Below are 7,546 nucleotides of genomic sequence, written 5' to 3'. Positions count from 1 at the left end.
TGCGGGCGAACGTGCGTGGCTACACCGGAGAGGGTGAGCAGCCGATTGAGCTGGAGGTGGACGGCGCGCAGGTTGCTCCAGAGGCGTGGGCAAGCACCTGGATCGACAACGGCAGCGACGTGCGCATCTACCCGGTCCCTCATTACGAGGGCATTGCCGCAGTGATCTATTGGGTTGTGGTTGCGGTGGTGGCTGCGTATGCCATCTACATGGCCAACAACCTGCCTGGCAGTCGGAACGGGCAGGGCGACAGCCTCAGTCTCGACACGGCGCGGGCGAACACCGCGCGGCTCGGGAGCCCGGTCCGGGAGGTTCTGGGGCGATGCCGCGTTTGGGCCGACTACTTGGTCCAGCCGGTTTCCCGCTTCGTAGGCGAGAAGTCCTATCGAACCAACATGTTCGTGTGCGTGGGGAAAGGCCGGCACATCATCCCTGTGGGCTCGGCCCGGCTGGGGAATACGCCTATCAGCTCGTTCGGCAGCGACGTGCAGATGACCATCTACCCACCGGGTGCGGATGTGAGCGGCGACGTGCGCTCCGAGAACTGGGTCAACTCCACCGAGGTCGGGGCGACGGCCTCCGGCACTGCCGGCCTGGATCTGAGCGACACGGCCGACGTGTCTACGGGCATCAACGCAGACTCGGTGACGGTATCGGGAAACATCATCGCCCTGAACAACGCAACGGTCACCGATGCGAACGGAAATGAGCGGCCGACCAACTCCGTGCCCAGCAGCTGGGTTGTCGGCGCCGTGCTCACGCTCAAGGTGGCTGCCTCCTTCACCGCTACCACGAGCGGCCTTTACTCGATCGTCGCCGGCAGTGCTGTGGCGGAATTGGCGCCCTACGTGGGTATGCCGGTGCTGCTGACCTACAACGGTGCCGACTACGCACTGTTCGTAGCCAGCTACGTTCCTGGCTCGCCCGCCGTGCCGGGTGTCGGTGGTAGCCCGGCGCGTGTGACCGGGTCGGCGGCTGCCAGCAACTTCGATTTCAGCGGTTCTCCGGTGACCTTCGGGATCAGCTGGCGGGGAACCACCTACAGCGTTGCGCTGGTGGCCAACTACATCACCCTCGGCGTGCTGCTGACCGCCATCAACGACCAGTTGGTGGATAGTGGCCTGGTGGCGACCCAGTCCGGTGGTGTGGTCACGATTACTGAGGCGGCCAGCCCGTTTGCCGGTGGGAGCATCACCTACAGCGGATTGCCGGCCTCGGTCTTCGGGAGCAGCCCAACCTCTACGGCGGGTGTGGCCACAACGGGCGGGACGCCTGCAACGCAGCCGCGTGTGACGTTGGCCTATGACGGCCCGACCGGCACTGCATTCGGCGGTCTGCCACCTGGTGTGGTGTCGCTGGCAATGTCGCGCGGCCAAAGCGACTATCGAATTGAGGCTGTGGCCGGGCTCACCTTGGCCGTAGAGCGACTGACAGAGGCTGGCGTGGTCGACACGAGCTGGCCGGGTTGGACCAACAGGACGGCCACTGACTACAGCGCCACCGGCTTCCTGGAGAGCGAGGAGTGGCTGGGGCCCTTCCTGGTGTGCCCGAACGGCGAAACCACGGATGCGTTCGAGTACGACTTCAGCTTCCCAGGCGGCCTCATCTGGTACACCAGCAAGGGCAATAAACGCACGTTCACGGTCAGCATCCGCGTTGGGTATCGGGTGTATGGCTCGGGCGCGCCCTGGACGGTTAGGACCCACACCTACACCGGATACTCCGAGGATGCGGTGGGCTTCACCGAGCGCATCACCCTCGGCGCCCCTGGGCAGGTCGAGGTGCGGGTCAGGCGGGTGACAGAGCGCGGGGGCAATTCAGCGCGGGACGCGTGCTACTGGCAGGGCCTGCGCGCTCGCCTGTCGCAGCGGCCAACGCGCTACGACGACCTGACGACGATCGGCCTGACGGTGACCACCGGGACGAAGCTGGCAGCGCAGACCGACCGCCGGTTCAATGTGGAAGCTACACGGCTGTACGACCAGGGAACTGCACGCAGCATCAGCGGCGCGATGATTCACGTCATGCGGTCACTTGGCCTGCCGGCGGACCAGATTGACACGGATACTCTGCAGCACCTGGAGGACACCTACTGGACGCCGCGAGGGGAGTTCTTCGACTTCAGCGCGGAGAAGTCCGGCACCAGCGCACTGGACATGTTGCAGATGGCGGCGCAGGCGGGGATGGGTTACTTCCTGCTGATCGATTCGATGTGCTCGGCGGGCAGGGAAGGGGTGAAGACTTGGCGCGGTGGGATTTCACCGCAGCGCCAGCTGGAGCCCCTTAGTACGTCGTTCATATCGCCGGGGCCGGACGACTACGACGGCGTGGACGTTACCTACATCGACGAGGTGACCTGGGCGGCAGAGACGGTGGAATGCCGGCTACCTGGTGTGACCGAGCCTTGGAAGGTCGAGTCCTACGAACTTCAGGGTGTAGGGACTCGCGATCGCGCGTACCGGATCGGCATGCGGCGCCTGATGAAGCACCAGGGCCAGCGCCTGACCTACAAGACGAAGACCGAGATGATGGGCCTGGTCTACCAGTACGGGGACCGGGTGAAGCTGTTCGATGACATACCCGGGTCGAGCACCACCAGCACGATGATCGAGTCGGCCAGGCTGGACGGTACTCGGCTGCTGATCGAGGTGGGTGAGTACCTGGACTGGAGCTTGCCGGCACCGCGTTGCCTGGTCCGGTTCCAGGACGGAACCCTGTCCGGCGTGATGGTGCCCACCCGTGTGGACGACCGCCGACTGACCATCGCGTCCTCGGCACTGCCGGGCGAGCACGCGTTCAACACCTGGATCATGGATGACCCGACGATTGATCCGCCTGAGCTGATTTTCTGCGACAGCACGCGCGCTGGGTATGACGCCGTGCTGGCCGAACTCACGCCCGGCGAAGACGGCTCGGTTGAGCTGACCGCCCTGCAGTACGACCCCGCCTTCTACCAATACGACGACGCCACCGCGCCGTAGCGCCACTGGAGACGCAGCAACATGACGACCTTCAACACCGGCAATCCGCTGGGTTCGAACTCGCCCAAGGATCTCTACGACAATGCCGAGAACCTGGACAATGGCATCAACGGAACCGCGCTGACCTGGCAGGATCGCCGCGGGGTTACTCGGAAGAGCTGGAATGGCATCGAGACGGATTTTCAGCAGTTCCTCGCTGACGGGAGCACCATCGAGTTCCCCACCTGGGCGGCGGCCAGCGCAGCAGCCGGGGCAGGGCAGATCCCCCTGAACCGCCAGGTGGCGGTGATCGGTGATGGCGGGACCCACACTGACCCGGTTTCCGGGCTGACCGTGAGCAACAGCGGTCGCTACGTGATGGTTGCTGCCGGGTTGCAGTGGCGGGATGCGGATGTGATGTCGCAGAAGGCTGACCGCTATGAGGTTCGCCCAGCGATCAGCCAAGTCGACCCTCTCACTGATGCGGTGCGCTCCGGCATGTACGACGAACTGATCTCGCGCGCGCCGACCGCCATTGTCGCGGCCAGCTTGGGGTATTCGTCCTGGACGCAGGCATTCGATGTTGGCACCGAAATCGCGGCCGGTGCCAGTTTCGACGGGGTGCGTGCCCAGCTGCAGCTCGGGGCGGGGACAACTCAACTGCGCATCTCAGTGTGGCGCCGGTCGCTCGCGGTGACTACTCAGGACCGCGCGGGGCCAGGCTTGGCCGGTGACGTGCTGCTGTCCCGCAAATCCGTGCCTGTTTCTGATCTGGGCTTGACCATCGGCTTTGCGGCGCGGGTGTGGGTTCCGATTCCGGTGGTGATCGCCGAGGCTGGCTACACCTACCTGATCACGCTTGATGCGCGAGACGCATCCGACGCGGCACTGGGCATGGGTATGGGCTACCTGAGCACCACCGGTCTTTCCCAGCGGCGCATGGGCTACTACCTTTCCACCCCTTCGGCCGGCTTCTGGAGCAACATGGGCGCGGGCTCGGCGATTGCGTGGAGCCTGGGCGCAGCGCAGCTGGTGAAGTCTGCCGACCTGGATGCTCGGGCGACCTCACTGGAAACGTTCCAGGCTGCTATCGATCAGGTGATTCCCAGCGCGCCACAGACAGTGGCCGCCTTGGCAGGCGAGAGTGCTTTCACGCTCCCCACCGGGCGTTACACCTGGGCCATCGGGATCGTCGGCGGACTGGATGTTCCCGCCGGCGTTGTGGCAGATGGCGTGAACGTCCCTCTGATCGTTGAGGCCGGCACAGCGAAGGTTGCCGTATGGCTGTACTCGCGCCCGCGCGGTGCGGCCTGGGAGGTGCAACCGCCGGGGTTCACTGGCGACATTCTCGTGGCGAGTGCGCAGGGGACGGTAGATGACCTGGGCATCGTGCCCGGGGCGCCCTCGATGGCGACGGTGAACTTTCCGTTGTCACGCTTCACGGTTGAATCCGGCACCATGTACTACCTCGTTGTTGAGGCGCAGGACGTCGGCGGTGCGCGGCTCCTCTCGGCGATCACCTATCACAGCGTGGTGGGCCTGGTTGCTGATCAGTACCGCAAGTTCTGGCGGAGCGGTGCGGTGTCGTCGTGGTCGAACGGTGCATCGTCGACCACCTACCGGTTTGCCTACGATCTGACTCTCACTGGCTACCAGCTCGATCAGGACGAAGTCGGCGCAGATGTTTGGTTGGGTGATCACATTCTTGAAGCGACCGCGCGCTGGCACGGCAGTGAGCTTCGAGTAAAGGGCATTGCCGTGCGCAGCGGTGGCAAACGCACCTTGGACACCACTGTGACCCTGGCTGCGCTGACCGGCGGCAGTGTCACCGATGAACCACTCACACTACGGCCAGCGGCCGGAACTGCCAAGACCTGGAGCTACATGCGGGATCGTGCGGCGCATGCCGCCCTGACAGGGGTTATCGTCAAGGATGCCGGCAGCGGTGGCACCTTAGGCGTGGACACCGATTACTGGGTGATCCCGGCGCTGGGCGCGTTCTCCCTTCCTGGCACCAGTGGTGCGGAAAGGGCAGTACTGGTCAGCTACAGCTGGAAGGCGCGGCGTTACGACTTGGTTGTCTACACCCCGCTTACCGGTGCGGTTTCAGTGATCACGGGCACCGAGCGGGTGCGAGACGCCAGTGAGTTTGTACCAGCGGCCGGCATCGGCCAGCTGCCGCTCTTCGCGATCGATGTCGAGGCCAGGGTAATCCTGCCGCTTTGGGACAACGCCCCGGAAGGGGTGAAGCAGCAGTCGCTTGCGGAGTTCCGCGCTGAGCGGGCGCGCAATCGGAAGTTGCTCAACCCGGCGCTGCGCAAGTTGCGGCAGGGCTTGCCGCTCAAGGTGCTGGCTTATGGCGACAGCAACTTCGCGCAGATGGGTGGCCCCTACAGCCTCGCGGCAGTGCGCTCGTCGGCGAACACCGTGTTCCATGACCGAACCAAGGACGTGGGGGGGCTGCTGGCAAACCCGCCGTATGGCGCGGATGTGCTGGCCACGGTTCCCGTGTACGACACGGGCGACGGAGCTGGAGCCGTGCACACCCGGTTCGGTATGGTCTGGGAGTTGGTGCGTGCAATGCAGGCGGGGTACGGCAGCACCGTGACGCTGAGCAATCGGAGCATTCCAGGCACCACATCGGCAAATGGGACCTACCAAGGGCAGGACAGCGTCAGGCTCGCTGCGGCAGTGGCCGATGTGGGCGCCGGCGATCTGGTGCTTGTGGGGTTTGGCCAAAACGAGCTGGGCCAGGCGTCGACCCGGGCAAACATCATCGCGATCTGCCAGGCCTTCCAGGCAGCGGGTTCTGCGGTGGTGGTCGTAGGCTGCTTCCGGCCGAACGCAAACGACCTGAATACTGTTCACACCTACGGAAACTGGCGCTACACCCAGCGTGCACTCCGTGAGGCGGCATTTGCGTGTGGAGCAGCGTATGTCTCGACCGAGATGCTCTATGACGATGCGGTACAGGGCGCGACGGGACTGTCGGCCAACGATTTCAGCGCAGCGACCTTCGATGTACATCCAGGTCCCCGGGAACACCGGCTGCTGGGCGTGCGCCTTGCGTCGTGGCTTGATTGAAAAAGCGGGGCCTTTAGGGCCCCGCCATCATTTCTAGCCGAGCTTCTTCAGCTTTTCCAGACGCTCCTCGATCTCTTGGTCGAGAGATTCCAAGCCGTCCTGGTCTTCGTTCAGGAGAGAGTCGCGCTCATCGAGCAGTTCATTCTCCTCCTCCAGGTCGTCATCGCTCAGTTTGGCCAACAGCCTGTCGATCTCGGCGATGCGCGCGTGGTTCTCTTCGATCTTGGCCATGTACTCAGCAGGACTGAGCTTCTCCTTCAAGGCAATGACTCGCTCGATTTCTTCTCTTCGAAAGTCAATCTCTGCCTGCAGCTGCTCGGGTGTCTCGCCCATGGGTGTTCCCTCTCACTGGTTGTGGATCCGTAATGGGGGCGCCGTCACACTGCTTCAACAGCCACGCGGGCCAGATGGCGCCATGTGCTACTCCGCCCAGATCACCGCCGCCTACCAGAAGCTGGTCCGGATGACCGGCGCCACGCTGTCGCTGCAGGAGTTTGCCGTCCTCTACGCCCACGACCCGGGCAAGAAGCGGCCCAAGACCCCGAAGGCGATGGACGACGCGTTCCGCGCCGGCTCCAGCCCGGAGGAGCTGGCAGTGTGGGCTGAGGTGGAGCAGTGGAACCGGGCCGAGGGCGCGGTGCTTGAGCAGGAACTGTTCGCCAACCGCAAGCGCCTGGCCGATGCCGAGCGGGCGCTGCAGGTGAAGGAGACCAAGAAGGCCCGGGAAGACGTGCGGATCGCCGGCAACAAGATCGATCGCGCCCTGGCCAAGCTGGCAGACCTGAAACGCACCGAGCCGAAGGGCCGCGATAGCCGGATCTTCCCCGGCGTGTATGCCCCGGTGATCGTCTCCGAGGGTGGCAAGCTGGTGATCAGGCCCATGCGCTACCAGTGCCGGCTCGCCGGGAAGCCGGCCAACTACGACCAGCGCTACCCGGGCACCTACAACGCCCGTCGCGACAGCCTGGAGAAGTTCTGGGCGCCGGCCTTCGGCCACACCCATGGCCTGCTGGTGGTCGACACCTTCTACGAGAACGTGGAGGGGCCGGACGGCAAGAACCAGGTGGTGCAGTTCACCCCGCGCACCGGTGAGCCGATGCTGGTGGCGTGCCTGTGGTCGCACTGGGCGGACCCCGCGGGGAAGGAACCCGACCTCCTATCGTTCGCCGCCATCACCGATGATCCGGAGCCGGAGGTGGCTGCCGCCGGCCATGACCGGACGATCATCAACATCAAGCCCGAGCACGTTGGTGCCTGGCTGAACCCGGACCCGGCCGACCTGGCCGCGCTGTACCGGATCTTCGACGACAAGCGGCATCCGTTCTACGAGCACAAGCTGGCCGCGTAGGGAGAACCCCGAACGACGGTGGGTGGTTGCCCGATAGTGCCCTGCCGCCGGCGCTGGCATCCTGACCATGCCGGATCCGGGGCCGCAGGCAGCTCAACCCGGGGGCGCGTGAGCAGCGCCGCGCCGGCTCAACTGCAGTGGACAGTGGGTTAGG

Annotated in this window: 4 protein-coding genes; 3 read left to right on the top strand and 1 reads right to left on the bottom strand. The window is 64.8% G+C overall.

Going from position 1 to position 7,546, the window contains the following annotated elements; all coding sequences use genetic code 11:
- Positions 1–2,981, top strand: a 2,981-nt coding sequence (locus V3B48_RS16375; protein WP_329894077.1) for a host specificity factor TipJ family phage tail protein, incomplete at its 5' end; no start/stop codon positions are given.
- Positions 2,982–3,002: 21 nt separating this feature from the next.
- Positions 3,003–6,044: a hypothetical protein gene (locus V3B48_RS16370; RefSeq protein ID WP_329894076.1), complete on the top strand. Its 3,042-nt coding sequence runs from the start codon at positions 3,003–3,005 to the stop codon at positions 6,042–6,044.
- 33 nt (positions 6,045–6,077) lie between these two features.
- Here V3B48_RS16370 and V3B48_RS16365 read toward each other — a convergent pair whose 3' ends face one another.
- Positions 6,078–6,377 carry a hypothetical protein gene (locus V3B48_RS16365; protein WP_329894075.1) on the bottom strand — a complete coding sequence of 100 codons (300 nt, stop codon included), beginning with the start codon at positions 6,375–6,377 and terminating at the stop codon, positions 6,078–6,080.
- A gap of 82 nt (positions 6,378–6,459) precedes the next feature.
- On the opposite strand from V3B48_RS16365, the gene V3B48_RS16360 reads away from it, so the two are divergent.
- Entirely contained in the window at positions 6,460–7,392 is a 933-nt protein-coding gene (locus V3B48_RS16360; RefSeq protein WP_329894074.1) for an SOS response-associated peptidase family protein, read from the top strand.
- The last annotated feature ends 154 nt before the right edge of the window (positions 7,393–7,546 follow it).

It is taken from the genome of Stenotrophomonas sp. SMYL20 (assembly GCF_036320045.1).
GTDB lineage: Bacteria > Pseudomonadota > Gammaproteobacteria > Xanthomonadales > Xanthomonadaceae > Stenotrophomonas > Stenotrophomonas maltophilia_A.
This window is presented reverse-complemented; position numbering and strand designations above follow the sequence as displayed.

Coding starts and splice junctions, on each gene's coding strand:
- V3B48_RS16370 (WP_329894076.1), top strand. CDS start 3,003: ATGACGACCTTCAACACCGGCAATCCGCTGGGTTCGAACTCGCCCAAG.
- V3B48_RS16365 (WP_329894075.1), bottom strand. CDS start 6,377: ATGGGCGAGACACCCGAGCAGCTGCAGGCAGAGATTGACTTTCGAAGA.
- V3B48_RS16360 (WP_329894074.1), top strand. CDS start 6,460: ATGTGCTACTCCGCCCAGATCACCGCCGCCTACCAGAAGCTGGTCCGG.